This window comes from Streptomyces echinatus, from assembly GCF_014203595.1.
Taxonomy (GTDB): Bacteria; Actinomycetota; Actinomycetes; order Streptomycetales; family Streptomycetaceae; genus Streptomyces; species Streptomyces echinatus.
Genome location: NZ_JACHJK010000002.1, coordinates 388274 through 415238, shown reverse-complemented (window position 1 = coordinate 415238; position 26965 = coordinate 388274). Strand labels below are relative to the sequence as shown.

At 72.7% G+C, this 26965-nt stretch carries 21 protein-coding genes; 1 reads left to right on the top strand and 20 read right to left on the bottom strand.

The genetic code is table 11. From position 1 onward, the window contains the following. Positions 1-299 precede the first annotated feature (299 nt). Entirely contained in the window at positions 300-950 is a 651-nt protein-coding gene (locus tag FHS34_RS06340; RefSeq protein WP_184962022.1) for a phosphatase PAP2 family protein, read from the top strand. 72 nt (positions 951-1022) lie between these two features. Here the strand turns inward: FHS34_RS06340 and FHS34_RS06335 are convergent, their stop codons facing one another. The 20 genes from FHS34_RS06335 to FHS34_RS06240 are packed head-to-tail and all read right to left on the bottom strand — an operon-like array spanning position 1023 to position 26942. Then, positions 1023-2357 (bottom strand): glutamate-1-semialdehyde 2,1-aminomutase, encoded by a 1335-nt coding sequence (locus FHS34_RS06335; protein WP_184962020.1) that lies wholly within the window; start codon positions 2355-2357, stop codon positions 1023-1025. A gap of 8 nt (positions 2358-2365) precedes the next feature. After that, positions 2366-2917, bottom strand: a complete 552-nt coding sequence (locus FHS34_RS06330) for a dTDP-4-dehydrorhamnose 3,5-epimerase family protein (RefSeq protein ID WP_184962018.1) — start codon at positions 2915-2917, stop codon at positions 2366-2368. Further along, positions 2914-4137 (bottom strand): polysaccharide pyruvyl transferase family protein, encoded by a 1224-nt coding sequence (locus FHS34_RS06325; protein WP_184962016.1) that lies wholly within the window; start codon positions 4135-4137, stop codon positions 2914-2916. Before FHS34_RS06325 ends, FHS34_RS06330 begins: the two co-directional genes overlap by 4 nt. Continuing rightward, entirely contained in the window at positions 4134-5081 is a 948-nt protein-coding gene (locus FHS34_RS06320; RefSeq protein ID WP_184962014.1) for a glycosyltransferase family 2 protein, read from the bottom strand. The genes FHS34_RS06325 and FHS34_RS06320 overlap by 4 nt, the downstream gene beginning before the upstream one ends. Further along, a complete protein-coding gene (locus tag FHS34_RS06315; RefSeq protein WP_184962865.1) occupies positions 5078-6388 on the bottom strand; it encodes an MATE family efflux transporter in 1311 nt (436 codons plus the stop codon). Before FHS34_RS06315 ends, FHS34_RS06320 begins: the two co-directional genes overlap by 4 nt. Positions 6389-6393: 5 nt before the next feature. Then, positions 6394-7677, bottom strand: coding sequence for a DUF4910 domain-containing protein (locus tag FHS34_RS06310; protein ID WP_184962012.1), 1284 nt, complete (start codon positions 7675-7677; stop codon positions 6394-6396). Next, positions 7665-8690: an NAD-dependent epimerase/dehydratase family protein gene (locus FHS34_RS06305; RefSeq protein ID WP_184962010.1), complete on the bottom strand. Its 1026-nt coding sequence runs from the start codon at positions 8688-8690 to the stop codon at positions 7665-7667. The genes FHS34_RS06310 and FHS34_RS06305 overlap by 13 nt, the downstream gene beginning before the upstream one ends. A 3-nt stretch (positions 8691-8693) precedes the next feature. Next, positions 8694-9341, bottom strand: a complete 648-nt coding sequence (locus FHS34_RS06300) for a PIG-L deacetylase family protein (RefSeq protein ID WP_184962008.1) — start codon at positions 9339-9341, stop codon at positions 8694-8696. Beyond that, entirely contained in the window at positions 9338-10132 is a 795-nt protein-coding gene (locus FHS34_RS06295) for a sugar phosphate nucleotidyltransferase (RefSeq protein ID WP_184962006.1), read from the bottom strand. The genes FHS34_RS06300 and FHS34_RS06295 overlap by 4 nt, the downstream gene beginning before the upstream one ends. Continuing rightward, positions 10129-11364 carry a class I SAM-dependent methyltransferase gene (locus FHS34_RS06290; protein WP_184962004.1) on the bottom strand — a complete coding sequence of 412 codons (1236 nt, stop codon included), beginning with the start codon at positions 11362-11364 and terminating at the stop codon, positions 10129-10131. Before FHS34_RS06290 ends, FHS34_RS06295 begins: the two co-directional genes overlap by 4 nt. Then, a complete protein-coding gene (locus tag FHS34_RS06285) occupies positions 11361-12605 on the bottom strand; it encodes a glycosyltransferase (protein WP_184962001.1) in 1245 nt (414 codons plus the stop codon). The genes FHS34_RS06290 and FHS34_RS06285 overlap by 4 nt, the downstream gene beginning before the upstream one ends. Before the next feature lie 2 nt (positions 12606-12607). Continuing rightward, complete coding sequence (locus FHS34_RS06280; RefSeq protein ID WP_184962000.1) at positions 12608-13840, bottom strand: O-antigen ligase domain-containing protein; 1233 nt, start codon at positions 13838-13840, stop codon at positions 12608-12610. Between the two features lies 1 nt (position 13841). Further along, positions 13842-15362, bottom strand: coding sequence for a right-handed parallel beta-helix repeat-containing protein (locus tag FHS34_RS06275; protein ID WP_184961997.1), 1521 nt, complete (start codon positions 15360-15362; stop codon positions 13842-13844). Between the two features lie 8 nt (positions 15363-15370). After that, complete coding sequence (locus FHS34_RS06270; protein WP_184961995.1) at positions 15371-17338, bottom strand: heparinase II/III family protein; 1968 nt, start codon at positions 17336-17338, stop codon at positions 15371-15373. Next, on the bottom strand, positions 17335-19524 hold the full coding sequence (locus FHS34_RS06265) for a bi-domain-containing oxidoreductase (protein WP_184961993.1): 2190 nt from the start codon (positions 19522-19524) through the stop codon (positions 17335-17337). The genes FHS34_RS06270 and FHS34_RS06265 overlap by 4 nt, the downstream gene beginning before the upstream one ends. 16 nt (positions 19525-19540) lie before the next feature. Then, positions 19541-21475 (bottom strand): asparagine synthase (glutamine-hydrolyzing), encoded by a 1935-nt coding sequence (gene asnB, locus FHS34_RS06260; RefSeq protein ID WP_184961991.1) that lies wholly within the window; start codon positions 21473-21475, stop codon positions 19541-19543. A 3-nt stretch (positions 21476-21478) separates the two neighbouring features. Beyond that, positions 21479-23008, bottom strand: coding sequence for a Wzz/FepE/Etk N-terminal domain-containing protein (locus tag FHS34_RS06255; protein WP_184961990.1), 1530 nt, complete (start codon positions 23006-23008; stop codon positions 21479-21481). Then, positions 23005-24375 (bottom strand): Wzz/FepE/Etk N-terminal domain-containing protein, encoded by a 1371-nt coding sequence (locus tag FHS34_RS06250; protein WP_184961987.1) that lies wholly within the window; start codon positions 24373-24375, stop codon positions 23005-23007. Before FHS34_RS06250 ends, FHS34_RS06255 begins: the two co-directional genes overlap by 4 nt. Further along, on the bottom strand, positions 24365-25636 hold the full coding sequence (locus FHS34_RS06245; protein WP_184961985.1) for a glycosyltransferase family 4 protein: 1272 nt from the start codon (positions 25634-25636) through the stop codon (positions 24365-24367). Before FHS34_RS06245 ends, FHS34_RS06250 begins: the two co-directional genes overlap by 11 nt. After that, a complete protein-coding gene (locus FHS34_RS06240) occupies positions 25626-26942 on the bottom strand; it encodes a nucleotide sugar dehydrogenase (protein WP_184961983.1) in 1317 nt (438 codons plus the stop codon). The genes FHS34_RS06245 and FHS34_RS06240 overlap by 11 nt, the downstream gene beginning before the upstream one ends. Between the last annotated feature and the right edge of the window lie 23 nt (positions 26943-26965).

The following is a 26965-nucleotide window of genomic DNA, read 5'->3' as shown; positions in this document are numbered from 1 at the left end:
CCGATGCCAAGGCCAGCGTACGGGCGGGGAGTTGGGGCCGACGGAAGCCGGAGGCCACGTCGGCCGGCCGCGGAGGATCGCGCGGCCGGCGAGCGGCAGCGGGCGGTTCTCGGTCACCGAAAGCGGGCCGGGCGGTCTTCAGGACGGCCCGGGCAGGGGGAAGAGGAAGTCGCTGATTCATGGCTGCCCACCGGTCGGATGAAGGATCGCACCCACACCTCGCTCCGAGAAGTCAGGATCCGGATCGCCGGTTACCGAGCCCGGCGGAGGACCACGAAGCGGCCGGACACGCCGGGCGTGTGACGGGCCGGCCGGCGCGCGCGGTGCTGCCCCCGTCACCGCGCGCGTGGCTCGGGCCGATCGCGGCCCTCGCGGCACTGGTGGTCGTCGTGCTCGGGGCGCTGTACGCCGACGACGGCGAGCCCGGCCGCCTGGACGCGGCGGTCGTGGCGGTGGTCGACGGCGTGGGGCCGCCGTGGCGGAACGTCGCTCTGACCCTGGACTTCCTGGGGGAGCCCGGGGGAGCGGCGATGCTGGTCGTGGCAACCGTGGCCGGCTGCCTGCTGCTGCGGTGCCCTCGCGCAGCGGTGCTCGCCGTTGCCGGCGTCGGCCTGACCGTGGGGACGGCGACGCTGCTCAAGCACCTGGTGGGACGCACCATCCACGGCGACGACAACCTGTCCTACCCGAGCGGGCACACCGCCTTCCTCACCGCGCTCGCCCTCGTGGTGGCGCTGCCCGCGACCGGCCGGCTCGGCCTCGGCAGGACGGCCGGCACGGCACTCGTGCTCGCCGCGGCGCTGGTCGCCGGCGCCGCCATGGGCTGGGCGCAGGTGGCCCTGGGCGCGCACTACCCGACCGACGCCCTCGGCGGCTGGTGCACCGCGCTGGCCGTGGTACCGGCGACCGCGTGGCTCGTCGACCGGACGGCTGACCGACCGGACGGCTGAGCGGCTGACCTGCTGACCGGCAGGCCGGCCGGACGGCCGGCCCCGGTCGGCGGGAGCGCGTCTGACGTCATGTCACGCCAGGCGGCGGAACACCGGCTTCACCGGTCGTCCGGCCAGCCAGGCGCCGGGGTCACCGGCGTCCAGCGCCTTGCGGTACACCGCGCAGGCCTGGGCCACCACGTCGACGGTGTGGGCGATATCGGCGTCGTCGAGCGCGCTGCTCACCACGAACGACGGGGCCAGCACCCCACCCGCGAGGAGCCGGCGCAGGAACAGGGTGCGGTACCGCTGCGAGGGCTGCCGGTTCTCGTCCAGGGTGGCGAAGACCAGGTTGCTGGGCCGGCCCCGGACGACGACGTGGTCCCCGACGCCCATGGCGGCCGCGGCCTCGCGGACACCGGCGGCCAACCGCTCGCCGAGGGCGTGCAGCCGCGCCGTGACGCCCTCCTCGACATAGGTGGTCTGTACGGCCATCGCGGCAGCCAGGGAGTGCGTTTCCGCACCGTGCGTGGTGGAGAGCAGGAACACCCGGTCGCCGGAGTGACGCAGCCCGCCCCGCTCCATCAGATCGCGGCGCCCGGCCAGCGCGGAGACGGCGAATCCGTTGCCGAGCGCCTTGCCGAACGTGGAGAGGTCGGGGACGACACCGTACAGGCCCTGTGCGCCCGCCTCGGACCAGCGGAAGCCGGTGATCATCTCGTCGAACACCAGGACGCAGCCGTGCCGGTCGGCCAGCTCGCGCAGGCCGGCGAGGTACCCGGGCGGCGGCTCGGTGTGGGTGGCGGGTTCGAGGATCAGACAGGCGACCTCGCCCCGGTACCGGGTGAGCAGCTCCTCCGTGGCGGCCAGGTCCCCGTACGGGAACGCCACGGTGAGCTCGTTGGTCGCCGCCGGAATGCCGGCGGACATCGGCGTGGTGCCGATGAACCAGTCGTCGACGGAGAAGAACGGATGGTCGGCGCAGAGGGCCACCCGCGGGCGCCCGGTGGCGGCGCGGGCGAGGCGCACCGCGGCGGTGGTGGCGTCGGAGCCGTTCTTCGCGAACTTCACCATCTCGGCGGTCGGCACCGTGGCCAGGAAACGTTCCGCGGCCTCGACCTCCACGACGGACGGCCGGACGAAGTTGCTGCCACGTTCGAGTTCCCGCCGCACCGCCTCGATCACGCGGGGATGGGCGTGGCCGAGACTGACCGACCGCAGGCCGGAGCCGTACTCGACGTACCGGTTGCCGTCGACGTCCCACACGTGGGCACCGCGGCCGTGGCTGATGACCGGGGCCAGGTTCTCGGGGTACTGGTCGTCGCCCTTGGCATAGGTGTGCGCGCCCCCGGGGATCAGGGCGTGCAGCCGTTCGTTCGCCTGCCGCGACCGGGGCAGGAGGAGCTCTTCGGTGCCTTCAGTGTCCAACGCCGACCTCAACTCTCTCTTCGCTTCAGAACCTCGGCGAGGCCCGGCGCCTCCCGGTCCCGCTGGGACATCGAGGTGACCGGCAGCGGCCACGGAATGGCGAGCTCCGGGTCGTCGTGGGCGATCGTCACGTCCTCGGCCGGGTCGTGCGGGCGGTCGATCCGGTACGAGGTGTCGGCGGTCTCCGTCAGCGCCTGGAAGCCGTGCGCGCATCCCGCCGGGATGTACAGGGTCGCCTGTGTCTCGCCGGACAGCTCGAAGAAGGCCCGGCCCAGGTAGGTCGGCGAGTCCGGCCGCAGGTCCACGACGACGTCGAAGATCCGCCCGTACGAGCACCGCACCAGCTTGGCCTCGCCGGCGCCGGAGCGCAGGTGCAGTCCGCGCAGCACGCCCCGGACCGAGCGGGACAGGCTGTCCTGGACGAAGGCGTCCGGGTCGAGGCCCGCCGAACGGACCACGTCGGCGTCGAAAGTGCGGCAGAAGAAGCCGCGTTCGTCGGCGTACGGCGTCGGCTCGAACAGATGGGCGCCGGCGATTTCCGCAACTTGGGTCGCTTTCATGGTGCCTTCCGCGGGGCGTGGGTGTTCGCCGGGAACAGGGTCGTGGTCAAGGCGGTGAACTGGCGGGCGAGTTGCTGTGCGGCGGTACGGTTCCGCTCGGCGAGGGTCCGGCGGAGGTCCGGCGCGTGCTTCTCCAGGTCCCGGAACTGTTCGAGCAGCCGGTCGGCGTCGACCTCCCGTGCCGGGTGACAGTACGCGCCGAGGCCCATCCGGTCCATGAGCGCGTCGCTCTTCGCCGCGTAACAGAGGGCGAGCACGGGCGTTCCGGTCTTCAGCGCGCAGATCAGGTTGTGGTAGCGGACGGCCACCACGGTGTCGGCGGCGGCCATCTCGTTCATCAGGTCGGCCAGTGAGGCCGGTTCGGCCGAGGTGACCAGCGGTGAGCCGACCGCGTCGAGGATCGCGGCGACCACCGACTCGTCGCACGTGTCGCCGGTGAGGAGCCGGACCGGTCGGCCCTCCTCGACGAGCGCGCGGACGAACCGGATCGTCCCGTCGAGGTAGCGCCGGTAAATCTCCTCGGCCCGGGCGCGGTCGTCGTTGCCGCCGTGGAAGTCCATGACGCCGAGGCAGACCGTGCCCGGCCGGCCCGAGGGCGGGCTCGCCTTCGGCGTCGGCAGGGAGAACGCGAGGTCCGGGTAGACCTCGTCGCGGGCGGTGTCGACCCCCATCGCCCGCATCGCGTCGCGGGACTGGGCGTCCCGGTACGACCGGTACGCGGCCAGCCGCGCCGACCAGCGCACCAGGGCCCGGGTCGGGCGGCTGCGGATCTCGGCGGCGCCGACGCTGACCAGCGCGACCCGGGTGCCCAGCAGCCGGCCGCTCGCGCAGAGCAGGAACAGCGAGTACGGGAAGCCCCACGGCCGCAGCGGCAGGGTGGCCTCCAGGACGCCCATGCCGGGCACGATCACCGCGTCGTGCCGGCGCACCCAGGCGGCGGTGCGGAAGACGTCGACGAGTTTGCCCAGGCCCTTCGACGCGATCGCGCCCGCACGGGACGCGGTCCGGTACTCCGCGCGGTTCCAGTGCAGCCGCGTCGCGGGGATCCCGAACCTGGCCGTCACCGCCTCGGGTCCGCCGCACAGCGCGTCCACCTCCGCGTCCGGATGCTCCGCGCGGAGGTATCCGAGGACCGCCTCAAGCGACCCGTCGTTGCCGAGGTTGCCCGAGCCGAGCAGGCCGAACACCCCCACGCGCACCGGAGTTTCAGCCGACGTCATGCCCGCTTCCCCTCACGTCCGGCCACCAGGGCGTCGACGGAGACGGTCAGCTCGGCCGGGTCGACCGGGGCACGGTCCTCGACCCGCTCACCGGCGCCCGGCCGGACCCGGCTGGTCATCCACGCGGCCAGGTGGCGGTAGCACGCGCGCCGGTCGGCCGGGGACAACGGGGCCCGCCGGATCGCCGAGGTGAAGCCCCAGACGTACTCGGCGAGCAGCCGGGGCGTCGGGTGCAGCAGGCCCGCCCGGCGCGGGTCCAGGTTGACGCACCGGGAGCGCTTGGAGGGGTTCGCGCGCTCGGCGCGGGTGGGGTGGTCGCGGCGGAAGTACAGGAGTTCCGGCACCTGGTGGAAGCGCCCGTGCAGGGCGATCTCGGCGACGAACGTGCGGTCCGCGTGGTGGTAGCTGTCCATCGGCCTCACCCGGCGCAGCACGTCGGCCCGGATCACCCCGTAGAAGTCGTCACCACCGGGCTCGAACAGCAGGCTGCGGAAGCGCTCCGGCGCGTGCGGTGAGCCGGTGGCGAGCGTGTACGCGTACGGGACCTTCACCTGGCCGTCGCCGTCGATGACCGCCTGGTCGGCGTGCGCGAGGATCACGTCCGGCCGCTCGTCCAGCGCCTCGACGCAGCGCCGCAGCAGATCGCGGGCGTACAGGTCGTCGTGCGAGGCCCACTTGAACAGCTCGCCGCGGCACTGGGTGAACACGTAGTTGTGGTTCGGTGTCGCGCCGACGTTCCGGAGCAGCCGGACGTACCGGATGCGCGCGTCCTGCGCGGCGTACTTGCGGCAGATGTCCTCGGTCCCGTCGGTCGAGGCGTTGTCGGAGATGACCAGCTCGAAGTCCTCGTAGGTCTGGCCGAGCAGCGCGTCGAGCGACTCGGCCAGGTACTCCTCGCCGTTGTACACGGGCAGGCCGATGCTCAGCCTGGGTCGGTCGGTCATGAGGTCCTCACTTCGGGGATCGTGTTCTGGCGGTGCTCGCGCAGGGCGGACCGCAGCTGCAGCCACCACACGGCCGAACCGCTGACGGTCGCGGTCGCGACGCCCCAGGCCGAGCCGACGGTGCCGGCGACGGCCGCTCCGCCGAGCCCGCCGCCGACGTAACAGGCGGAGGCGAACAGCTGGCAGCGCAGGCTGCGCCGGGCCGCGCCGAGCGCGCGCAGCCCGGCCGCCGCGCCGGTGCCGAGGCCCGCGCCCGCGACGCTGAGGGTGACCGGCCCGATGAGCGCCGCGGCGGAGTGCCAGACGTCGCCGAGCACCAGCTCGCCGAGCCGGTCCGGCATCAGCAGCAGCGCCCCGCCCCAGAGCAGCGCGGCCGCGGCCTGCCCGCCGCCCAGCGCGAGACAGAACGCGCCGAGCCGGTGCGGGGCCTGCCGCAGCACCCGTGCCGCCTCCGGGACGGTGACCAGCGACAGCCCCATCAGCACGGCGAGGAACGGGCCGAGCAGCAGCTCCGCGCCCCGCACCGCACCCACCGCGCCGACCCCGACGATCACGCCGAGCCCGTACGCCCGCAGCTGGCTCGCGCCGCTGAGGCTGACGTTCTCGACCAGGTACCGGTAGCCGAGATCGCGCTGCTCCCGAAGCCACCCGCGCGCCTGGGCCGTTCGGGGCCGGATGCCGGACTGGAGGCAGCCGTAGGCAGCGGCCACCGTGGCGGCGGCGCCCCAGGCGAGCACGAAGGCGGCCACGGTGCCCACGCGGGCCGCCACCACCATGGCCGGGACGAGCGCGATGCCGCACACGAGGTCGTTGACGAACGCCTTGCGCCCGGTGCCGGCGGCGAAGAACGAGAACCGCCAGGCGTCCTGCAGCAGCAGCCCCGGCAGCACGACGCCGAGGCAGGCGAACGCGGGCCCCACGCGGCCGCCGAGCCCCAGCCCGACCGCCAGGCACGCCGCGCCGATGGCCGTACCGACGCCGAGCGCGGTACCCGACGAGCGGACCACCGCCCCGCGCCAGGACGCGTCGGGCACGCCGCTGAAGCGCACCACGAGCGGATCGGTGGCCAGCCCGCGGGAGATGTTGAGCACCACGCCGTAGGTCACCCAGGCCAGGCTGAACACGCCGAACGCGGTCACCCCCAGCGAGCGCGCCACGTAGATGCCCACCGCGAAGTTGGTCATGCTGGAGGCCGCCTGGTCGGCCAGTCCCCAGGACAGCCGGCCGACGAGGGCCCGCTTGGCGCTCCGCCGGGCGTCCTCAGCCCCGTCTGCCGGTGCCGCCGTCTGCTCCTCCCCGGTGGTCATCGGCGTCATGCCTTGATCAGCCCGGCGCCGTGCAGGGCGCCGGCCGCGGCGGCGACGGTGTCGAACGGCAGCCCGGACCGCTCGGCGACGTCCAGCAGACCGTGCTCGCCGTCGGAGAGGCTGAGCACCCACAACAGGGCCATCTGGGCCTGCTTGGTGTCGCTGCGGCCGCCGAGCGCGTCGTACAGCCCGCGCCGGCCCAGCTGCGGCTCGCCGTAGGGGCTGAGGTTGACGTACCGCCGGTTGCGGTCGAGGACGGCGAACGCCTCGCGGCAGACGGCGAGCGTGTCGGCCATCGCCTCCGGAGAGACGAAGTCCAGGTCGTCCGCCGAGGTGTGGTACTCGGGGTAGCCCGCGTACGGGGTCCGGCTGAGCGAGCCCACGCCGAGATCGAACCCGGGCGAGCAGTACTGCCGCTCGTCGTAGCCGTACGGGGTGAACTCGGTGACCCGGTGCGGGCGTTCGGAGGCGGCCAGCACGTGCCGCATCACCCGGTCGATCTCCGCGTCGCCGCGTCGGCTCCGCTTGTACGTCAGGTGGCCCGGGTCGCCGGCGCAGGCCAGCACCAGCCCGTGCTTGACCCGTTCCACCCGCTCCGCGTTGCGGGCCAGCCAGGTGATCGCCCCGATGGTGCCGGGCGCGAAGATGAACCGGTAGGTGTAGTACGGCGTCCGCTCCGCCAGCGCCCGGGCCAGGAACGTCGCCACCGCGATGCCGGCCAGGTTGTCGTTGGCCAGCGACGGGTGGCAGACGTGGCAGGAGACGATCACCTCGTCGGCGACCTGCCCGGGCACCACGTGCTCGGCGTAGGTGAGGTGGCCGTCGGCGAGCGTGGAGTCGATGCGCACCTCGTACTCGCCGTCCGGCAGCGCGTCCAGGGTCTCCTGCGCCAGGCAGAACCCCCACTCCGGCTTGTAGTAGCTGGTGCGGTACGGCACCCAGGCCGGGTGGTCCGGCAGGGTGTGCAGGTGTCCGCGCAGCTCGGACAGGGGCATGGTCGCCGACACCGGCACGCTGTAGCCGAGCACGTGCAGGCTGGACGCGGCGAAGTCGACGACCCGCTTGCCGGTGCTGTCGGCGATGTAGGCGTCCCGGATGTTCCACTCCTGCGGCACCGTCCAGTCGAGCACCTGGGTCCCGGTCGGTACCTCGTGCACCTCAAGCGGGACGTACTCGCCGACGATCTCCAGGGTGGCGCGCACCCCGTCGCCGGTGATGCTCCGGCAGAGCGGGTACAACCGCTCCACCAGCGCGTACATCTCTTCGCCGGCCTCGGTCACCGGCGCCACCGCAGGGTGTCGTCGACGGCGCCGGCCTCGGACGCGGCGCGCAGCACGGCGAGGCGGGTGAAGCGCTGCTCGAAGTCCTCCCGGGTCAGCCCGTGCTTGCGGTAGGCGTCGGCGAGTTCGAGCGCGCCCTGCTTCACCGTCCACTCGCAGTCGAAGCCCGGGACCGCCGTGCGGAACCGGGAGAAGTCCACCCGGTACGAGCGCGGATCCGCACCGTTCTCCCCGGTGATCCGCACCTTCGCGCCGGACACCGCCTCGGCGACCTGCTCGGCGATCTCGGCGACCGTGACGTTGTTCGTCTCGCTGCCGATGTTGAACGCGGTGTCGTGCACCGCTTCCCGCGGCGCGGTCAGCGCGGCCGCGAAGGCCCGGGCGATGTCGGCGGCGTGCACCAGCGGACGCCAGGGGGTGCCGTCGGAGAGCACCAGGACCTCGCCGGACAGGAGGGCGTGCCCCACCAGGTTGTTCAGCACGATGTCGGCGCGCAGCCGGGGCGAGTGGCCGAAGGCGGTGGCGTTGCGCATGTACACCGGGCTGAAGTCGCCGTCGGCCAGCGCGTGCAGGTCGTCCTCCACCCGCACCTTGGACTCCGCGTACGGCGTCACCGGGCGCAGCGGGGCGTCCTCGGCCACCAGGTCGTCGCCGCCGGCGGCGCCGTACACCGAGCAGGTCGACGCGTACAGGAAGCGCCGCACCCCGGCGTCGCGGGCCAGCCGGGCCAGGTGCACGGACGCGTGGTGGTTGATGTCGTAGGTGAGCTCCGGCGCCAGCGACCCCAGCGGGTCGTTGGACAGGGCGGCCAGGTGGATCACGGCGTCGACCCCGGCCACATGGTCGGCCGTGACGTCGCGCAGGTCCACCCGGTGCCCCCGCGGGTCCGCGGGCTTCGGGCCGAGGACACAGTCGGCGAACAGGCCGGCGTCGAGGCCGACGACCTCGTGCCCGGCGGCGGCGAGGACCGGGGCCATGACGGTTCCCAGATAGCCCTGGTGTCCGGTGAGCAGTACGCGCAAGGTTCAACCCCCCAGGTTGAGCGTGAGTTTGGTGACGGCGAACGCTTCGGCGTAGCGCTCGTGGCATTCGATGCCGCGGATCCGCGCGAGGCCCAGGAAGGCCTCCCGGTCGTACCAGGGCCGGTGCCGCTGCGAGGGGTAGTGCTCCTGCAGCAGCCGGACCTTCTCCTCGGCGATCTCCGGCGACAGCGGCTGGTACGCCGCCATGCGGCCGAGATCGCCGTCCCACTTGACGATCTCGTAGCCGAGCACCAGGTGGTCGCGGAACGCGGTGGGTATCAGCCGCGCCAGGCCGCGGTGGTCCTGGTGCGCGTCGTCGGTGCGCGGGGCCAGGATCAGATCCGGGTCGGTCTGCCCGCGCAGTTCCTCGACGGCGGCCTTGGCCTCGTCCCAGTGGACGGGCAGCCGGCCGTCCGGCAGCTTGAGCACGGTCAGCCGCAGGTCGGCGCCCGGGCAGAAGGCGGCGAGCGCAGCTCGCTCCTCCTGCTCCCGCTCGCCGCCACCGCCGGAGAGCACCAGTGCGTCGACGCGGATGCCCGGCCGCGCGAGGCACAGCGTCAGCAGCGTGCCGCCGGCGCCGATGGCGATGTCGTCGCAGTGCGCGCCCACCGCGGCGATCCGGTCCGGGCGCCCGGCCCCGAGCCGGATCACGCGCTCACCCCGGCGTTGCCGCGTTCCCACACGGCCCACGGGCGCTCGCCCCGCGCGTACGCGGCGTCGAGCGCGGCCCGCTCCTTCACGGTGTCCGTCGGCTTCCAGAAGCCGCGGTGCTGGTGCGCCACCAGCCGTCCGCGCTTGGCCAGTTGGGCGCAACCGTCGGCGACCAGGTCCCCGTTCTCCGGGATGTGGTCGAAGACCTCCTGGCGGAGCACGAAGTAGCCGCCGTTCTCCCACAGCGGCAGTTCGCTGACCGCGGTGATGCCGCCCACCAGACCGTCCTCGCCCAACTCCACGCAGTGGAACGACGACTGCGGCGGCACCACCATCATCGACGCCCCCGCGTCACGCGCGGCGAACCGGTCGATCATCTCCGGCAGCGGGGCGTCGGTGAGGACGTCGGCGTAGTTGGCGAGGAACATCTCGTCGCCGTCCAGATGGTGCCGCACCCGGCGCAGCCGCTCCCCGATCGGGGACTCGATGCCCGTCTGCGCGAACGTGATCGTCCAGTCGGAGATGTCGGTGGAGAGCAGCTCGGTCCGCCCGCCCCGCAGCACGAAGTCGTTGGACGTCGTCTCCTCGTAGTTGAGGAAGAAGTCCTTGATGTGATGAGCCCCGTACCCGAGGCACAGGATGAACTCCGTGTGCCCGAAGTGCGCGTAGTAGCGCATGACGTGCCAGATCAGCGGCCTGGGGCCGACCATCGCCATCGGCTTGGGCACGTCGTCCGCGGCACCGCTGCGCATCCGCATCCCGTAACCGCCGCAGAACAGTACGACCTTCATCGCGTGACCTCGACAATGCTCAGTTCCGGGATGGGGAAGACCAGCCGGCCGCCCCAGTCGTGCACGTAGGACAGCTGCTCGGTCAGCTCGGCCCGCAGGTTCCACGGCAGGACGAGCACGTAGTCCGGCTTGTCGGCGGCGATCTGCTCGGGCGGCAGGATCGGGATGCGGGTGCCCGGGGTGTACCGGCCGTGCTTGTAGGGGTTGCGGTCGACCGTGTACGCGAGCAGGTCGGGCCGGATCCCGCAGTGGTTGAGCAGGGTGTTGCCCTTGCCCGGGGCGCCGTAGCCGACGACCGTCTCACCGCGTTCGGCCGCCTCGATGAGGAACCGCAGCAGGTCCCGGCGCACCTTGGCCACCCGGGCGGAGAACTCGGTGTACCCGGACAGCTCCCGCAGCCCGGCGGCCTTCTCCTTCTCCAGCACGTCGGCCACGCGCTGCGCCGGCTCGCCGGCCACCTCGTCCGGCCGGGCCCACAGCCGGATGGAGCCGCCGTGGGTGGGCAGCAACTCTACGTCCACGAGGGTGAGTCCGCCGCTCGCCAGGGCCCGGATCGCGGACGCGACCGTGTAGTACTGGAAGTGCTCGTGGTAGATCGTGTCGTACTGGTTCTCCTCGATCAGGGTCAGCAGGTGCTGCACCTCGATGGAGACCCAGCCGTCGTCGGCGACCAGGGCACGCAGCCCCTGGGTGAACCCGACCACGTCGGGGATGTGCGCGTAGACGTTGTTCGCCACCACCAGGTCCGCCGGGCCGTGCTCGGCGCGGACGGCGGCGCCGGCGGCCGGGCTCAGGAACTCCGTGAGCGTGGGCACGCCCGCGTCCCGCGCCACCGCGCCGACGTTGACCGAGGGCTCGATGCCGAGACAGCGGATCCCCCGGTCCACCACGTGCTTCAGCAGGTACCCGTCGTTGCTCGCGACCTCGACCACGAAGGCGTCGGGGCCGAGACCCACCCGCCGCACGGCGTCGGCGACGAAGGTGCGCGCGTGCTCCACCCAGGAGGTGGAGTACGAAGAGAAGTACGCGTACTCGCTGAACGTCTCCTCCGGTGTGATCAGCGGAGGGATCTGCGCCAGCCAGCAGTCGGTGCAGACCCGCAGGTGCAGCGGGTACGCCGGTTCCGGCTGGTCCAGTCGGTCCGCGGCGAGAAAGCTCTCACACGGCGGCGTCGCCCCGAGGTCGACGACGCTCGCCATCGCATCCGAGCCGCAGAGTCGGCATCGTGTCATCTACTGTCCCCATCCCCCCTGCTCGCGCGGGTGTCCCCGGCACGAGTCAGCGCTGACCGCCCCGCGATCGCGGTGCGGTACTCCTCCAGCAGGCGCTCAAGGCCGACGGCCGGGCTGAAACCCTGCTCGTAACGGCGCCGGGCCGCCTGGCCCATCTCCCGGTTGCGGTCCGGCTCGGCCGCGATCCGGCGTATGCGGGACGCGAGCGAGGCGGACTCGCCCGGCCGGTGCAGCAGCCCGGTCACCCCGTCCTCGACGAGTTCGACGAAGGCGCCGTGACCGGCCGCGACGGTCGGCACCCCCGCCGCCATCGCCTCCACGACCACCAGACCGAACGCCTCCAGCCACGTCGAGGGAGCGACCACGGCGACCGAGCGCGCGATCGCCTGCCGGCACTCCGCCTGGTCGTACAGGCCGACGTACCGCACGTCGTCCCGGCCCGCCGCCCAGGCGGTCACCTCGCGCTCCAGCGGCCCCGTGCCGGCGATCACGAGCGGCACGCCCACTCCGCCGCCCGCGGCGACCTCGTCCCACGCGGTCATGAGCAGCCGCACGCCCTTGGCCTCCGCGAGCCGGCCGAGATAGAGCAGATGCTCGCCGCCGGCCGCCCGGCGGACGCCCGGCTCGGGCACGAAGTTGTGCTTCACCGCCAGCCGCTCGGCCGGCATGCCGGCCCGCACCAGCACCTCGCGCTGCGCCGCGGAGATGCACAGGAACCGCTCGACGCCGGACCACCACCGCCGCCGGTTGACCGACAGGCTGACCGCGAGCGGCACCGTCGCGAGCCGGGAGTTCCGGTAGCAGCCGTGCCGGACGGCGGGCAGCGCCGCCGCCGACCCGACGCACTCGGTGCACGGCCGGCCGTCCCGTTGCAGCGTGCCGGGCGGGCAGACCTGGGTGTAGTTGTGCAGCGTGGCGACGGCGGGCACGCCCGCGTCGGCGCAGGCGGCCAGCACCGCCGGCGACAGCAGCGGAAACACGTTGTGGACGTGCACCACGTCCGGCCGCTCGGCGCGCAGCCGGGCGGCGAGCTCAGCGCGGACCGCCGGGTTCCACGGCACCAGCAGCGGCACCGCGACCTTGCCCGGCAGGGACCGGGCGGCGATGTCGTCGCTGCGTCGCTCGAACACCTCGACCCGGTGGCCGGCCCCGCGCAGCAGCGCCACCTCCTGGTCGACCACCTTGTTCTCGCCGCTCGGCTGCGCCGAGGCGTAGCGGTTGTGCACCACGAGGACGTGCATGCTCAGGTCACCTCCGATCTCCGGGCCCATCGCGGGACGGGCCGTCGAGGGACTTCGGGCGTGGACAGGGGCGCGGCCTCGGCGGGGGCCGCCAGCAGCGAGGCGGCCACGGTCAGATGCAGCAGATACGGCGAGGCGTCGCCCAGTCCGGCCTCGGTGTACGACGCGATCGCGCAGTAGCTGATCAGGAAGATCGCGCAGGCCCTCGACAGCGAGGGCGGCCGCAGCAGAGCGACGCCGCCCAGCACGACGATGACCGCCGCCACCAGGGCGACGCCGGTCACCCCCTGCTCGTTGTAGACGGCCAGCCAGCTGTTGTCGATCGGCAGCCCGTCGAACGACTTGTCGCCCAGGCCGGTACCGAACAGGTACTCCGTGGTCGTCCGGGGCGCCACCAGCAGGGCGTGCCAGACCTTGGCCCGGCCGGTGAGGCTGGAGAAGTTCTCCTGGCTCTGTCCGCGCAGGAACCACGCCTGCAGCGCGGAGGCGAACCCCACCGCGGCCACCACGGCGCACAGCACCGCCCAGGTGAAGAACCGGCGGGCCGCGGCGCTGGTCAGGATGAGCGACCCGATCGCCAGCGCCAGCCCGATGAGCAGGCCGAGCGTGGCCGTCCGGGTATGGGTCAGCGCGAGCAGCACGAGGGACGGCACGATGACCACCGCGGCACTGGTCCGGTCGGTCCTGTGGTCCAGTACGAGCAGCACGGTCAGCCCGATGACCACCGCCGCGTACTGTCCGATCTGCGGCGGGGTGAGCGGCCACAGCGCGCCGACCAGCCGCCCGCCGTAGAGGTCGGGCAGAGCCGCGCCCGGCGAGATGACCAGGCCGGCGGCCACCGACCCGAGCACCGCGAAGTACATCCGGATGTGGTGCCGGACGAACGTCGGGCCGCCGTCCCACCAGCGGCTGAGCAACCACAGCGTGCCGATGAAGAGAGCCAGCCGGGTGCAGCGGAACAGCGCGCCGAACCCGGACTCCAGGTCCACGCTGGAGATCACGCTCGGCACCAGCAGCAGCGAGAGCAGCAACAGGAAGGCGCTGGCCCTGATGCGCAGCCGGAGGTTGACGGCCAGCGCCAGTGCGAACGCCGCGACCAGCGAGCCCATGGTGACCATCTGGATGAGGGAGCGGGGCAGCGGGACGATGGTCTTCGCTCCGGCGGAGCCGAGCGTGTTGAGGACCAGCAGTCCCCAGGCCGTCCCGGCGATCTTCGGCGTGTGCTCCGTGCCCATCTCAACCACCGTCCCGCGCGCGGAAGGTGCTCCCCGCGTCCTGCCCGTACGGCGTGCCCTGCCACTGCCCCGAGTCGAGTGTCCGGCTCGGGTCGTGGGCCACGAACTTCCATGGCCCGATGTAGACGTTGTGGTGCCAGCGGTTGTGCTGCTGGAGGGTGATCGCCTGCGCCACCCGGTCGCCCTGGTACGGAGACCAGTCCGGAAAGGTGCCGTAGTTGGCCAGCACCGCCATCCGGTCGCACTTCACCGTGCAGGAGACGACGGACTTGTCCAGCTCGAAGCGGTTGTCGTGGATGTCCACCCGCTGCGTCTTCCACCGGCAGTCGGCGTACAGCGGCGCGGTGGCGATCGCCGGCTGTGCGCAGCGATCGGTGTCCTTCACCAGCAACGTGCAGTCACCGGACGAGGTGTTGGCCGGGCTGTTGCAGAACCGGTCGGCGTTCTCCCACAGGGTGATCCCGGACCAGTTGTCCTCCAGCACGTTCCGGTAGATCTCGATCCTGTCCGTGCGGGCCCGGATCCGTGGTTCGCCGCCGGACTCGGACAGGTAGACGGTCGCGAACGGGAAGGTGTCGCCCCGGTCGGCTCCCTTGCGCCCCTCGACCCAGTTGTTCCGCCGGATCGTGTTCCTCCGGATGACCGCGTTGTAACTGGTCTCGTAGATCAGCGCGGCGCCGTCGTTGGCCTCGAGCACGTTGTCCTCGATGCGGAAGTCGTTGTTGTCGGTGTCCGCCCACAACCCGGCTCCGCGGTTGTCGTGCACCCAGTTGGCGCGTACGTCGGCGCCGTCGACCGCCCAGAACTTGATCCCCGCCGTGCAGCCGCAGCCCGGCCGTCGCCGCTCCCAGTCGTCCCTGTTGTTGCCCACGATCTCGTTGCCCTCGACCACCAGGCCGCTGATACGGCCGGTGGCCTTGTACGCGTTCATGCCGTACTGACCGTTGCCGCGCAGGCAGCTGGCGCGGACCCGCTGACGGGCCCCGGCCATCAGTCCGGCGCCGGAGTTGTGCTGGATCGTCGCGTGCTCGATCACCCACCCGTCGGCCGAGTCGTGGTTGACCACGCCCTCGTCATGCGGCGCGACGAAGTTCTGCACGGTCAGGTAGCGGATGGTGACGTCGCGGGCGGTGCCGCCGAACGCGTACTGGTTGGTCCTCCGGCCGTCGAGCACCGCGCCCGGCGCGCCGAAGTAGCTGTCCCCCTCCTTGGGGATGACCTGGGCGTAGCGGTCCGGTTCGAGCCTGTGCCTGCCCGGCCGGAGCCAGAACGTGGTGTCCGGGGGGCTGCTCTTGGTCTTCGCGGCCAGGTCACCGGCCACCGCGGGGTCGACCGTCACCGCGCCCGGCGGAGGCTTCGCCGGCCCGGCCGCGGGTTCGGCGCACACCCGGGCCACGGACGTGGACGGCGCGGCGGTCGGCTTCGGCCGCGCACTCGGCGTGCTCTCACAGCCGGTCGCCGCCAGCACGGCCAGCGCCAGCGGTGCCGCCGGCCATGCCCAGTGCCGCCTCTTGAACCCCACGCGCCCCCCTAGCCGCCGAACCCGAGTACGGTGGTGAACCGCTCCGCGCCGTCGGCGAAGCCGGTGCCCACCAGGGTCGTGGCGGGTTCCTTGCGCCCGAACCCGGCGGAGTACCAGCCCAGCGGCGGCTCGCTCTCGCCGCGGTGCGCCCGCCAGGACAGCTGCCCGGGCAGGTCGAGCACGGCGGAGCGGTCCTCGCCGTCCCGGGTCCAGGTGAGCACCGCCCGGTTCCCCGCCAGGTCCGCGGCGATCGCCGGGCCGAGGTGGAACGCCAGCCGCACGGCCCGGCGCGGTCCGCGCACCTCGTCGACCACCGTCAGCTCCCGGCTCGCGGCCGTCAGTTCCACCCGGCGGCGGTGCACCGAAGGCCGGTAGCCGTCGTGCTCGGCGCACCAGCGGGCCGTGCCCCCGTCGGAGGCGTCGGAGGTGTCCGCGACCAGGACGCGGGTCGCGGCATGCCGGGTCCACAGGAACGGGCCGCCGGAGACGGACTGGTCAGCGCCGTCGAGTTGCAGGGTGTTGTGGCCGAGGGTCGACCGGAAGTACCGCCGCCACTCGGGCTGCCCGTGGTAGCAGTACGTCCCCGGATCGGCGAGCACGTCGACCCCGTCGTGCCGGACCTCCAGGGACAGCGCGTCCGCGTGGGCGTGCGCGGCGATGGACAGGAACCCGTGCGGACCACCGTCACAGCGGCACCAGATCTCCCCGGGACCCCGCAGGATGGTCATCCCCGCGTCGGCGAACGTGGCCGGCCGGCTCGCCGGGCGGGACACGGCCGGTGCGGTTCCGTCCTTCGCGTACGGCCGGACGAGCGCGGCCAGCAGCGCGGTGCGCACATCGGTACCGGTCACCTCCGGCCACCAGGCGAGCCGGCCGAACACGGCCTCCCCGGTGGTCAGCAGCGAGGCCCAGCGGTCGGTGCCCGGCCCGTCCACGACCAGACCGTGCCCGTCGTCCGCGTCCCCCTGGCGCGGCGGACGTAACCGGCTGTCCACGACGGCCGCGAGCGCGTCGGTCATCCGCAGCAGCACCAGCCGGACCGACGCGGGAACCGGCACTCCGGCGGCATCCGCCTCGGCCACCGCGGCCAGGCCGAGCTCCAGCACCAGCCCGTGGTACTCGGTGGCCAGCTCGCGGTTGAGGCCGGAGCCGAAGGTGTTGGCGCGCAGCTGCCGGTCCAGCGACCGCAGCGCGTCGGCCCGCCAGCGCGCCGAGGAGGGGAACCACCCGAACGCGCAGGCCGCGGCGAACTGCCCGGCGGCCTCGGCGATGACGTGGTTGTTCGCCGAGGACCCCCGGCTGGGGAAGGCGGCCAGCCAGCGCTGGTGGTGCCAGATCTGGTTCAGTGCCACCGGATTGCCCTCGAACAGCGCGGCCGCGCCCGGCCAGCCGTCGAGCAGCCGGCGGATCCACACCCACGACAGCAGCCGGATCCCCAGCTCGATGCCGCTGGTCCAGTGCACCCCGCACAGCGGCGCGTTGGCCGCCCACCACGACCGCAGGTGCTCGGCCACCCGCTCGGCGTACCGCTCGTCCCCGGTGACCGCGTAGGCGGCGGCGAGCACGGTGAGGTACTGGTGCCGGGACAGCTCCCAGATCTGCTTGATGTCCCCGACCGCGTCCTCGTCCCGGTACGGCACGTCGAAGGCGTAGCCCCACGGAGCCCGGCGCCCGGTTTTCGGGTCGTACCACCAGTCCGGGTCGGCCAGGTCGTCGCGGACCACCCCGAAGAACTCGACGTGGCCGGCCATCAGCCGGTCCGCCTCGGTGATGAGACGCTTCGCGGCGTCCGGTGGGACCGCGGCGATCGTGGCTGCGGGCAGGGGCGAGGTGAACCGGGCGCCGGTCACGCCGGGGGAGTCCGGCCGCACCGACCGCCACCGCCGCCTGCGCACCGCGTCGCCCACCCGGCCGCCGACCTCCCGCGGCCCCATCCGGGACAGCCGCCGCAGGTACCAGCCCGCGCTCATGGTCATCGCGTCCTCGCCAACGACACCGGCGCGCCGCCGGCCAGGCCGGTCTGCACGGCGAGGGTGGCCGCCGTGGTGGCGACCAGCGACTCCAGCGGCACCGGCATCGGACCGCCGGTGCGAACTGCCTTGATGAACGAGGCCAGTTCGGCGTTCTGGCCCTTGTCCCGGGCCGTGGGCAGCCGCGAACTGACCCACCGCTTGCGGTCGTACACCGAGGCACGGACGAAGTCGTCGAGCCGCAGCACCTTGCCGTCCGCGACCAGGTCCAGCGTCTCCTTGGGGAAGCCGGGCGCGCCGGTGGTGACGTAGCTGATGGCGGCGGTGGAACCGTCCGGGTAGCGCAGTACGACCTGGAGGTCCTCGTTGCCGGACGTGGCGACCGCGTACACCGAGACCGGATCGGCCCCCAGCAGCCAGCTCGCCGTGTCGATGAAGTGCCCGCCCTCACCCGCGAACCGCGAGCCCTCGGTGCCCTGCTGGAGGTACCAGCTGCCGTGCTGCAGCCGGCCCGCGTTGACCAGGTAGCGCAGGCTCGCCGGACCGGTCCGGGCGCCGAACCGCGTCCTGGCCTCCTGCAGCAGCGGCGCGAACCGGCGGTTGAAGCCCACCTGCAGCCGGTCGTTCCCGGACTCCTCCACCGCCGCGAGCACGCCGGCCAGCTCGTCCTCGGTGAGCGCCAGCGGCTTCTCCACGAACACCGTCTTGCCGGCCAGCAGCGCCCTTCGGGTCAGTTCGGCGTGCGAGCTGTGCCGGGTGACCACGAACACCGCGTCGATGGACTTGTCGCCCAGCACGGCGTCGAGATCGGTGGTCGCCTCGGCGAAGCCGAACTTCCGCTGCGCGTTGGCCGCCGACAGCGCCGTCGTGGTGACGACCGTGGACAGCTCGACGCCGTCGCGCTGTGCCAGGTGCGGCAGCAGCATCGACGTCGCGTAGTTCCCCGCGCCGACGAACGCCAGCCGCACCGGCGTCCCGGCGGCCCGGGCCGGCGCCGACACTGCGCCGACGGGCCGCTTCACCGCGGGCACGGCCACCGCCGGAGCCTCGGCCTCGGCCTCCGCCGTGTGCCCGGGGTACCGGAACAGCACGGCCACGGCCTTCAGTTCGCCGTCCTTCAGACGCCGGTACGTCTCCACCGCGTCGTCGAAGTCGGCGATGTGGGAGACCAGGGGCTCCACGTCGACCCGGCCGCGGGCGACGAGGTCGAGGAAGCACGCCAGGTTGCGGCGCTCGGTCCAGCGCACATAGCCGATCGGGTAGTCCCGGCCCTCCAGCTCGTACTCCGGGTCGTAGCGCCCGGGGCCGTAACTGCGGGAGAACCGGACGTCGAGCTCCTTCTCGTAGTACGCGTTCCACGGCAGGTCCAGACGGCACTTGCCGATGTCGACGACCCGGCCGCGGTCCCGGCAGAGCCGGGCGGCCAGCTCGACGGGCTGGTTGCTGCCGCCGCCGGCGGCCAGGTACACCTGGTCCACCCCGTGACCGCCGGTGAGTTCGGCGACGGCGGTCTCCACGGCAGCGGAGGCCGGATCGCCGCAGGCCGCGGCGCCCAGACGCTCGGCGAGCTCGCAGCGCGCCGGGTCGGGGTCGGCCCCGACGACGCGGACCCCCGAGGCGGTCAGCAGCTGCACCACCAGCTGCCCGATGAGTCCGAGGCCGATGACCAGCGCCACCTCACCGAGCCGTGACTCGCCCTGGCGGACGCCCTGCAGCGCGATCGACCCGACGGTGCCGAACGCGGCGTGGCGCGGCGCGAGTCCGTCCGGCACCGGGGCGTAGAGGTTCTTCGGTACCCAGTTCAGCTCTGCGTGCAGCGCGTGCTCGTTGCCGGCGCAGGCCACGAGGTCGCCGGCCTTCACGTCGTCGACGCCGGCGCCGACCTGCTCGACCACCCCGCACAGCGAGTAGCCCAGCGGCGTGTAGGAGTCCAGCTTGCCCATCACCTTGCGGTAGGTGGCGGGCACCCCGTTGGTGGCCACGCTCTGCATGACCTTGGCCACCTGGTCCGGCCGGGAACGGGCCTTGCCCAGCATCGACATGCCGGCCTCGGACACCTTCATGAGCTCGGTCCCCGTGGAGATCAGCGAGTAGGCGCTGCGGACCAGCACACCGCCCGGCTTGCACCCCGGAACCGGCACGTCGAGCACCGCCAGCTCGCCGCTCTTGTAGTTCTGTACGACCTGTTTCACCGAAGTCCTCTTGTTTCTACGCCGTCACGGGGGAGTTCGGGCCGGACCCGGAGGTCGCGCCGCGATACCAGTACTCGAGGGTCAGCACATGCCACAGATGTTTGGAGAAGTCCTGCTGCCCGGCGGCGTCCTGGGCGACCATCCGCGCCAGGGCGTCGCGGCGCAGGAGCCCGGAGCGGACCAGCTCGCCTTCGTTGACCACCTCGCGCACCAGCGGTGCCAGATCCCGGCTCATCCAGGCCCGCAGCGGGGCGCTGAACAGGCCCTTGGGCCGGTACACGATCTCCCGGGGCAGGACCGAGGTGGCCGCCTCCTTCAGGACGGCCTTGCCCTGCCGTCCGACGATCTTGCGGTCGCCGGGCACGGTGAACGCCGCCTTGACCACCTCGACGTCCACGTACGGCACCCGCACCTCGGTCGAGGCGGCCATGCTCGACCGGTCCGTGTAGGCGAGGTTCAGGCCCGGCAGGAACATCCGCGCGTCGCCCAGGCACATGCGGTTGACGAAGTCGTCGAGGTCGTTGTCCTGGTAGACGTCCGCGTGCTCGGTCAGTACGTCGTCGACCGTTCCGGCCAGGTCCGGATCGACCAGGGCGAGCAGCTCGCCCCGGTCGTACATGGTGTAGCTGCGCCGGAAGGCGGTCTCCTCCGGCAGATCGGCGAAGGAGAGGAACCGCTTCGCGAAGCGCACCGACCGGTACCCCCGGCGGGCCGTGGCGACCGGCAGCCGGTCCACGGCCCTGGACAGGCCCCGCCGCAGGGGCCGCGGAACACGCTGGTAACGCAGCGCGATCAGGTTGGCCATGTGCTTGCGGTAACCGGCGAACAGCTCGTCGGCGCCCATTCCCGAGAGCATCACCTTGACCCCGGCCTCCCGGGCGGCCGAACAGATCAGGAACGTGTTGATCGCGGCGGGGTCACCGATCGGCTCGTCCAGGTGGTACGTCATCCGCGGCAGCAGGTCGAGCACGTCCGGGGCGATCTCGATCTCGTGCAGATCGACGCCGAACCGCTCGGCCACCTGCCGGGCATAGCGCAGGTCGTCCGGCATCGCCTCGAACCTGGCGTCCTCGGCGCGGAACCCGATCGTGTAGGCGGAGATCCCGGGCCGGTCCCGGGCCGCCAGCGCGGTCAGATAGCTGGAGTCCAGCCCTCCGGACAGAAAGGTCGCCACGGGCACGTCGGAGAGCAGGTGGCGCCGGGTCGACTCCTCGACGACGGCGGCGACATCCGGCCGCTCACCGGCCCGGGCCCGCTCCCGGGCCTCGGCGGCGACGTCCTTCAGGTGCCAGAACCGGCCGCGCTCCACCCGGCCGTCGGGCCGGCACCGCAGCCAGCTCCCCGGCGGCAGCTTCTCCGCCTCGCGGAACGCGCACCGTGAGTCCGGCACCCAGTAGTACAGCAGCGAGGCCACCAGCGCCGCATGGTCCACCTGCAGCGACCGGCCGGTCACGGCGGCGAGCGCCTTGAGCTCGGAGGCGAACACCAGACCGTCGCCACGCCGGAGCAGGAACAGCGGCTTGACCCCGAGCTGGTCACGAGCGAGCACCAGTTCACCGGTCCGCTCGTCGAAGATCCCGAACGCGAACATGCCGCGCAGCCGGGGCAGGCAGTCCGTGCCCCAGCGCCGCCAGGCCTCCAGCAGCACCTCGCTGTCGGAGGTACCGCGGAAGCGCACGCCGGCGGCCGCCAGCTCGGCACGCAGCTCGGGCGCGTTGTACAGCTCGCCGTTGTACGTCAGGACGAGGCCGTCCGAGACCATCGGCTGGGCGCCGGTCTCGGACAGGTCGATGATCGCCAGCCGGCGGTGCCCGAGGTGCACCTCGCCGTCACCGGCGGCATGGCTGTACCGGCCCGCTCCGTCCGGACCGCGGTGGGCGAGGATCTCGGTCAGCCGGTCGGTCACGGCCTTCCCGTCCGGCCATCGGTAAGTGCCCGCGATGCCACACATGTCCTACCGTGCCTCCTGGTCACTGTCCGGGACCCGTGCCGCCCGCATCGGCAGCCGCTCCGTCCGATGCCGGCCCGTCCCCTTCGGTCGGGCCTGCAGCTCGTTCCGGCCGCGCAGCGCGGTGCCCAGCCCGTCCCACAGCGTGCCGTCGGTCCGGTCACGCGGATCGGGGTCGATCAGCACCACACCGATCACGGGAATGCTCTGGTCCGTGAGCTGCCGCGCCACGGTGTGCAGCCATGCCGCGCTGCCGTGCCCCGCACGCACGACGAGCACGGTCCGGGTACCGAGGTACCGCAGGTCGGTCCACGCCGTGCCGGGGGCCACCGAGCCGACGCCGAGCCGGCGCTCCTGGTGCTCCTGGGGTGACACGGCCGCGGCCCGTTCGCCGGTGACCACGGTGGGGTCTTCCGGCTTCCTGCGGAGCTTGGAGAGCTGCGGGCCGGGCAGTCCGTCGACGACGACCACCGGCCCCTCCTTTGCCAGTGCCCTGGCGAGGTCCAGCGCGATCACGCCGGTGCTGCGCGCGCAGCCCAGTTCCAGCAGCGAGACCGGTTCCGCGGAGCCGCGCACGGTGCGGGCCAGGGACGTGGTGAGCCGCTCGCGGGCCGCCCGGTCGCGTCGGCGCCGCCACAGCCGCGGTGAACGGCGGGGCAGTTCCGCGATGACGGAGACACCGAGGTTCGACGCGATCTCCCGGCGCAGCACGGGCCGGTCCGCGACCACCGCGCCGACCGCGGCCACCACGAGCCCGAGGACGAGCCCGAGGACGAGCCCGATCGTGGCGTTGGTGACGGCCGTCCTGGGCAGGGAGTGCCGCACCGCCCGCGGGGCGTCCACGATCTGTGTGCCGGCGATGAGCTGGGGTGTGCCGATGCGCGCCTCCGCGGCGCGCTCACCGAAGTCGGTGATCCGCGAGGTGAGTTCGGCGCGGCGGGCGAAGAGCGACTCCATGTTCGCCGACGTCTTCGGGCCGCTGTCCGGCGGTGCCTCTCCGATGGACTTGTTGACCTGGGCGAGTTCGTGCCGCATGCGGTCACGCTGGTCGAGGAGGCTCTTCGCCTCGGCGTCGGCGGCCTGCTGTATCCGCCTGACATGGTCGGCGACGAACGCGTCGGCCAGTGCCTTGGCGCGGGCGACCGCCGCCGCGTCGCTGTCACCGGTCACCGTGATCTGCAGCAGGTTGTTGGTCAGGCCGAGGCCCTCGTAGTCCTGCATGAAGTCCTCCGGCTTCTCCGGGGACCTGAGGGACCGCAGGGCCGTGCCGGCGATCCGTGTGGTGTGCAGCAGGGCGGCGTCGGTGCGGATCAGCGTGCCGGGGTCGTTCGGCTGGTCCGCCTGGTGCGCGACCAGCAGCTTGGTCACCGCGGTGGGCGGCTGGGGCAGCAGGACCGCGGCCGCCGCGCCGATGAGCAGCCCGAGCAGTGCCGCGGCCGACCAGAGCCGGCGCCGCCTGCGCACCGCCACCACCAGCACCTGGAGGTCCACCAGCGGGGCCGGGGCCGACGACTGCGCCGTCGTACTCGTCGTCACACCGAACCTCCTGACGCGTCGTCGCCGACCGCGAGCGCCGGCACGGCGGCGGCCCGGGAACGGCCGCCGGACCGCGTCGGACGGGCGGCCCGGACCGGGCCGGCGAGGACGATGCCGACGACCTGGTGCTTGGCGTCCGCACACGCCTCCGCGACGCCGGCCAGCTCCCCCGCGGTCCAGTTGGCCGCGCTGAGGACGACCAGGGCGCCGGACTCGGTGCCGCGGTCCGGCACCATGGGCCGGGACACCGGAACCCGCACCACCCTCAGCAGCGGATCGGTTCCGGCCTCGGCGACGAGCTGCCCGGCGGCCAGGCCGGCGATCTCGTCGCCGTCCGGGACGACGACCAGCAGCCGGCGGGGAGCCGGCAGCCGGTCCCGGAGGCGGGCGCACACCCGCCGGTAGCGGATCCGCCGACCGGCCTCGTCACCGGCCGTCCGCGGAGTGGGTATGTCCCACCGGACGTCGATGCCCAGCAGCCCGCGGACCCGGGCCCACGGGCCACCGCCTTCCGGCCGCTGTGCGGGCCGGTCACCGGGTACGTCGACGGTACCCAGGAACGTCGAGCCCAGCGCCGCGGCGATCTCCGGTTCGGTGCGCAGCCGCCGGCTCATCCGCGCGGCGGTGAGATGGCCGATCACCGCGAGCAGGAAGGACAGCAGCGCCCCGGCGACGACCAGCTGCGCCCTCGTCGGCGGTGCCTCGCCGGTCGGCCGGGCCGCCGGTCCCATCACGACCATGTTGGCCTGGGTGGCGGCGGGGCCGGCCTGGTCGAGCTTGGTGAGGGCCTCCTGCAGCGAGGTGCGCAGCTTCGCGAGTTCGGTGCGGGTCTGCACGCTCTCCACGGTCTGCCCCGTACCAGCCGCGTCGGCCAGCTCGGTGATGCGACGGCTCGTCGTCACCACCATCTGCCGCAACGCCTCGGGCTGCGCCGCCGCTTCGGGGTCGGTGCCGTCGCCCCCGATCCGCGCGGCGAACGCGACGAACTGCTGCGCCACCTGGTCGGACAGCTGCTGTGCGCGCTTCGGGGTGTCGGCGGTGCCCGAGATCTTGATGATGTTCCCGTCGGAGGCCTTGGCGCTCACCCGGTCCCGCAGCTCGCTGCCGCTGACCCCGCTCCAGCCGAGGGTGTCGGCCGCCCGGTCGACCACCACCGAACTGGTCGCGATCTCCGCCTGGGTCAGCAGTTCACGCTCCTCCCACGCCCCCGGCAGCAGTACCGACGCGGACGTCGTGTAGCGCGGCGGGAACAGCAAGGAGGCGCCGTAGCCGACGATCGCACCCACCACGGCGAGGATGATGAGGAACCGTCGGCGCCGGCGGAGAATCCGCCCGATCGTGACCAGGCGTATCGTGTCATCGCTCAATGGTGCTGCTGCCTCTCTGCCCGGTCCGGGTGGTCCGTGACACCGGGGTGTGGTCACGGCAGGCAGCGGTGTAGGCGGCGAGCAGCGATCGCTGGGAGTTGCGCCAGGAGAGCGGTCCGCCGATCCTCTCCTGGCCGGTCTTGCCCATCTGTGCCCGCTTCTCGGGGTCGTCCAGCAGCAGCGCGATGAGCTTCGCGAACTCGGTCTCGTCGTTGGCGGGTGCATAGACGGCGGCGTCACCGGCGGAGACGCGCGCCTCCTTGAGGTCGAACGAGACCATCGGACGGCCCATCACCATGTATTCCAGGACCTTGTTCATGGTCGACACGTCGTTGAGCGGATTGAGCGGGTCGGGGGAGAGGCACACGTCCGCGGTGGACAGGTAGCGCACCAGGTCGGCGTCCGGGATACGCCCGGTGAACTGCACCTGCTCCGCGAGCCCGAGCCGCCGGGACAGCTCCACCATCGCGTCGAAGGTGTCGCCGGCGCCGACGAACACCGCGTGCCAGTCGGTACGCCCGAACTCCTCGCGCAGCTTCGCGAGGGACCGCAGGGCGTAGTCGACACCGTCCTGCGGGCCCATGACGCCGAGGTAGCACAGGAGATGAGGCTTGCCCCGCTTCAGCTCCGGCTCCGGGGGTACGGGGCGGAACCGCTCGGTGTCGGGGGCGCTGCGCACCACGAAGACGTCCGCCGGCCGCCGGCCGCCCCGGCGCACCGCGACGTCCCGGTAGCTCTCGTTCGTGGCGAGCACGACGTCCGCGGCCCGGTAGGTCAGCCGTTCCAGCGCGCACACCCCGCGGTAGAGCAGATCCTTGCCGCGGCCGAACCGGGACAGATACAGCTCGGGCACCAGGTCGTGCTGGTCGAAGACGAACCGCGCTCCCCGCTGCTTCAGCCAGAGGGCCGGCAGGAACAGCAGGTCGGGCGGGTTGCAGGCGTGGACCACGTCGACCGGGCCGACCTTCCGGGCCAGCCGGAACGTGTGCCACAACGCCGATCCGTACTCCCGCAGGTAGCCGGCCGGACCTCCGGTGGCCGCGCGCAACGGGTAGCGGTGGATCCGCACCCCGTCGATCTCCGCCTCCGCCTCCGTGTCCCGCTTGCTGCCTCGCGGACAGATGACGTCCACCGTCCAGCCCGCGTCGCGCAGTGTCGTGCACTCCTGCCACACCCGCCGGTCGAACGGCACCGACAGGTTCTCCACCAGGATCAGCGCGCGCCCGGCTGTCCGGTCGCCGCTGGTCGTGTCACCAAGCAAGGCCCATGTACCCCGGTTCGGTCCGGCGCGTCTCGGCGTCGGGAAGGCGGATGAGGTCGACGATCACCGGGCCGTCCCCGTGGGGCAGCGCCGACAGCACGGCCGGATCCCTGGTTCCGACCAGGCACACCTCGGCGTGGTCGAGCACCTCCTCGACGGAATCCGCGAGCAGCTGCGCGAGGTGCGGCAGCCGGGTCTCGATGTACTCGCGGTTCGCGCCGAGCAGCCGGGACAGGCTCACGTTGGCGTCGTAGATCTTCAGGTCGTAGCCCTTGCCGAAGAGCCTCTCCGCCAGCTCGACGAGCGGGCTCTCGCGGAGGTCGTCGGTGCCGGGTTTGAAGGACAGCCCGAACATTCCCACCCGGCGCCTGCCGGCGCGTTCGACCAGCTCCACCGCACGCTGCAGATGGTCGGAGTTGGAGGGCAGTACGTGGGAGAGGATGGGCACCGAGACGTCGGCCCGCTGCGCCGCGTGGACCAGGCTGCGCAGGTCCTTGGGGAGGCAGGAGCCACCGAAGGCGAAGCCGGGCCGCAGGTAGGCGGGGCTGATGTTCAGCTTGCGGTCGGCCAGGAACACGTCCATCACCTGGTGCGAGTCGACCCCGAGGGCCTGGCACACCGCGCCCAGCTCGTTCGCGAAGCCGATCTTGAGGCCGTGGAACGCGTTGTCCGCGTACTTGATCGCCTCGGCCGTCGGGACCGGTACCCGGAACACCTCGCCGGGCAGTCCCTCGTACAGCGCCATCACCGTGTCGCCGCTCGCCGCGTCGAGTTCGCCGATGACGGTCTTGGGCGGGTCGAAGAAGTCCCGCACGCTCGTGCCCTCGCGCAGGAACTCCGGGTTGACCGCGACCCCGATGTCCACCCCGACCGTGCCGCCGACGTACTTCTCCAGGATCGGCACCAGCAGGTTCAGGCAGGTGCCCGGGAGCATCGTGCTGCGGTACACGACCGTGTGCCGCCCACCCCGCTCGGCCAGCGCGGCACCGATCTGCTCGGTGACCCGCTCCAAGTAGGTGGTGCACAGACTGCCGTTGGGCTCCGACGGCGTGCCCACGCAGACCAGTGACACCTCACTGTCCATGATCGCCTCACGGACGTCGCCGGTGGCGCGTAATGCCCCGCTCCCCACGACCTCGGCGATGAGCTCGCCGATCCGCTCCTCCACCACCGGGGCCTTGGCGTCGTTGACCAGGTCGACCTTCACCTGGTTCACATCCACCCCGATGACCTCGTGACCCATGCCGGCCAGGCACGCGGCCGACACGCAGCCCACGTAGCCGAGCCCGAAAACGCTGATCCTCATGACCCGTTCCTCCCCCCAGGCAG

Excerpts from the sequence above, each read along its gene's own strand:
- FHS34_RS06330 (WP_184962018.1), bottom strand. The coding sequence starts at position 2,917 with ATGAAAGCGACCCAAGTTGCGGAAATCGCCGGCGCCCATCTGTTCGAG.
- FHS34_RS06325 (WP_184962016.1), bottom strand. The coding sequence starts at position 4,137 with ATGACGTCGGCTGAAACTCCGGTGCGCGTGGGGGTGTTCGGCCTGCTC.
- FHS34_RS06320 (WP_184962014.1), bottom strand. The coding sequence starts at position 5,081 with ATGACCGACCGACCCAGGCTGAGCATCGGCCTGCCCGTGTACAACGGC.
- FHS34_RS06315 (WP_184962865.1), bottom strand. The coding sequence starts at position 6,388 with ATGACCACCGGGGAGGAGCAGACGGCGGCACCGGCAGACGGGGCTGAG.
- FHS34_RS06295 (WP_184962006.1), bottom strand. The coding sequence starts at position 10,132 with ATGAAGGTCGTACTGTTCTGCGGCGGTTACGGGATGCGGATGCGCAGC.
- FHS34_RS06290 (WP_184962004.1), bottom strand. The coding sequence starts at position 11,364 with ATGACACGATGCCGACTCTGCGGCTCGGATGCGATGGCGAGCGTCGTC.
- FHS34_RS06285 (WP_184962001.1), bottom strand. The coding sequence starts at position 12,605 with ATGCACGTCCTCGTGGTGCACAACCGCTACGCCTCGGCGCAGCCGAGC.
- FHS34_RS06280 (WP_184962000.1), bottom strand. The coding sequence starts at position 13,840 with ATGGGCACGGAGCACACGCCGAAGATCGCCGGGACGGCCTGGGGACTG.
- FHS34_RS06270 (WP_184961995.1), bottom strand. The coding sequence starts at position 17,338 with ATGACCATGAGCGCGGGCTGGTACCTGCGGCGGCTGTCCCGGATGGGG.
- asnB (WP_184961991.1), bottom strand. The coding sequence starts at position 21,475 with ATGTGTGGCATCGCGGGCACTTACCGATGGCCGGACGGGAAGGCCGTG.
- FHS34_RS06240 (WP_184961983.1), bottom strand. The coding sequence starts at position 26,942 with ATGAGGATCAGCGTTTTCGGGCTCGGCTACGTGGGCTGCGTGTCGGCC.